Origin of the sequence: Ottowia sp. (genome assembly GCF_047975795.1) — a bacterium.
In the GTDB taxonomy this organism is placed as follows: Bacteria; Pseudomonadota; Gammaproteobacteria; order Burkholderiales; family Burkholderiaceae_C; genus Ottowia.
This window is the reverse complement of sequence record NZ_JBKEEE010000054.1, coordinates 1-2,054: the sequence shown is the minus strand read 5'-3', so window position 1 is coordinate 2,054 and position 2,054 is coordinate 1. Positions and strand designations below refer to the sequence as shown.

Genomic DNA, 2,054 nt, shown 5'->3' with positions numbered 1-2,054 from the left:
GCGGCGCGCTGCTGGTGGGCCTGGAGCGCGGCTGGGACTTGCCGCGCTGCGCCGCGCTGGGCAACCGGCTGGGCGCGCTGAAGATTGCCGCGCGCGGGCCGCAGAATTATGTGGTGGATGCAAGCACCAAAAAGGTATCCTGATGCGCACCTTTGGCGCTTTTACGCCAAAGATGGCAATTCAATCAGCTTTTTTGCTGGTGCGCCGACGGCGTTGCCAGAAAACACCGGCTGCACCCAACAAACCGGCCAGCGTGCCAAGCCCTGCAGCATCCAAAGTGGGCACGTTGACAGGTGCCAGCGTAGGGACGCTGGCGCAGGTGCCGGTGGCCTGATACGCCACCTGCTCGGGCAAACCATTGCCTGCGTTGCTGATGACGCGGAAGGTGATGGGGCTGTAGGCAGGGCTGGCCGAATAAGTGGCACCAGACCACGTCTGGGTCGACGGAACCCCACCGTTATAGCTCAATGACCACAAGACAGTTCCGACGGCGTCTGTCACGGTCAAAGTAATGGCTTCGAAGCCCATTCCTGTGTTGTCGCGGTCAAAGTCGCCGTACGACCCTGGTGCGGCGACCCATTCGGTGCAGGTCACTGTAGCGCTACCGGTGACCGTGATGGCGGATGCGCTTGATGCGCATCCCATTGCGACGATGGCAAAAGCCAGATACTTGTTCATACAAAACTTCTTTGTTTAAATTTGTGCACTTTGTATCACGGTTTGGCCTGCCTCCCCCATGTTTTGCTGAGCAGTAGGCGTTGAGCCTGTGATAACTTGCATGCTCCACACCAAAGGTTGCACCATGCTCCAGCTCTACATCGGCAATAAAAACTACTCGTCCTGGTCCATGCGCCCGTGGGTGTTGATGAAGCAGGTGGGTATTGCGTTTGACGAGGTGATGCTGCGTTTTGACTCGTTCGATGCCGACTCGCAATTCAAGCAACGCCTGGGCCAGATCAGTCCGGCGGGCAAGGTGCCGGTGCTGGTCGATCGGGGAGCGGCAGGCGATGTGACGGTGTGGGACACATTGGCGATTGCCGAATACCTGGCCGAAAAGTTTCCTGAGGCCCATTTGTGGCCGCGCGAAGCGCCCGCCCGCGCCCGCGCCCGCAGCGTGGTGGCCGAAATGCACAGCGGCTTTGGTGCGCTGCGCAGCGCCTGCGGCATGAACATCGAGGCGCAACTGCCTGAGGCGGGTCAGACCCTCTGGCGCGACAACCCCGGTGTGTGCGCGGACGTGGCCCGCATCGTGCAAATCTGGCAATCCCTGCTGGCCGAATACGGCGGCCCTCTGTTGTTTGGACGCTTTACGGTGGCCGACGCCTTTTACGCCCCGGTGGTGATGCGCCTGCGCACCTTTGCGCTGCCCGTGCCGGACGATGTGGCGGCGTACATGCAGCGCGTGTGCGATTTGCCCGGCGTGGCCGCCTGGATGGCTGATGCGCTGGCCGAGCAGGATTTCAGGCCGTTTGAGGAGCCGTACCGCAGCGGGCGGGATTAACGCCGGTGTGCGGTTGCAGTGTTACTTTTTTGATAGCTTGTGATGCTTGACAGATAAGCGATCTAGGTACTTTCAGCGCAAAGATTCTATGGGCCGAAGCTGGCGCGCTCCACCTTGATGCGAATGGTGTTCACTGGGTGGTTGGTACTTTGCAAGGCGGCCACCAGGGTGGGCACCAGTTGCCGCAGCTTGGCCGCTGCGGCGTTGTGAGGCACCAACAGGCACCAGTGGCCATCTTCAAGGTTGCCGGGGCGCACGGCGCTGCGCAGGGCCGGGGGCAACAGGGGCTGCACGGCGCGCAGGCACGCAGCCGATGCGGTGGCGCGCTGGCTCAACTGGGCCAGTGTAGGGGCTTGTTCGATGGCATCTTGCAGGCGGATGGGCGCGTTGTTCGGCGTGTTCATGCAAATGGTGCGCGATGGGCTGCTTGCTTTATGGGGTGAGGTGATCGACACAAGGGGCGGCGGGCTAAAATGCCCAGTTGCGTTGCGGCGCCCCCGATGGTATTGGCACTTAGGATTTTTTGACTGCCTTGTTGAGTACCTTATTGGCT

The 2,054-nt window shown here is 61.2% G+C and carries 3 protein-coding genes; 1 reads left to right on the top strand and 2 read right to left on the bottom strand.

Features of this window, described 5'->3' with window-relative positions:
- Nucleotides 1-180: 180 nt before the first annotated feature.
- On the bottom strand, nucleotides 181-678 hold the full coding sequence (locus ACK5NW_RS08660) for an IPTL-CTERM sorting domain-containing protein (protein ID WP_416927074.1): 498 nt from the start codon (nucleotides 676-678) through the stop codon (nucleotides 181-183).
- Nucleotides 679-802: 124 nt separating this feature from the next.
- On the opposite strand from ACK5NW_RS08660, the gene ACK5NW_RS08655 reads away from it, so the two are divergent.
- Nucleotides 803-1,501 (top strand): glutathione S-transferase family protein, encoded by a 699-nt coding sequence (locus ACK5NW_RS08655; RefSeq protein WP_416927072.1) that lies wholly within the window; start codon nucleotides 803-805, stop codon nucleotides 1,499-1,501.
- An 86-nt stretch (nucleotides 1,502-1,587) separates the two neighbouring features.
- On the opposite strand, the gene ACK5NW_RS08650 is transcribed toward ACK5NW_RS08655, so the two are convergent.
- Nucleotides 1,588-1,905: a DciA family protein gene (locus ACK5NW_RS08650; protein WP_416927070.1), complete on the bottom strand. Its 318-nt coding sequence runs from the start codon at nucleotides 1,903-1,905 to the stop codon at nucleotides 1,588-1,590.
- Nucleotides 1,906-2,054 lie beyond the last annotated feature (149 nt).